This window comes from Undibacterium sp. SXout7W (genome assembly GCF_049339385.1).
Classification (GTDB): Bacteria; Pseudomonadota; Gammaproteobacteria; order Burkholderiales; family Burkholderiaceae_D; genus Undibacterium.
Genome location: NZ_JBMPPF010000200.1, coordinates 1 through 208 on the forward strand (window position 1 = coordinate 1; position 208 = coordinate 208).

A 208-nucleotide genomic window follows, 5' to 3' on the forward strand; every position below is an offset into this window, starting at 1 on the left:
GAAGCAGTTGCACTGAAAGCCGTTGAAAGCGATGGCGGTGCCCTGCAATACGTGCCAGCGGAATTACGCACAGAAGCAGTTGCACTGAAAGCCGTTGAACGTAATGGCTATGCCCTGCAATACGTGCCAGCGGAATCATGCACAGAAGCAGTTGCACTGAAAGCCGTTGAAAGCGATGGCGGTGCCCTGCAATACGTGCCAGCGGAAT

At 54.3% G+C, this 208-nt stretch carries 1 protein-coding gene; it reads left to right on the forward strand.

The annotated features are described in order from the left end of the window. A partial coding sequence (locus ACO0LB_RS21100; protein WP_423052719.1) for a DUF4116 domain-containing protein occupies positions 1 to 208 on the forward strand: 208 nt, incomplete at both ends.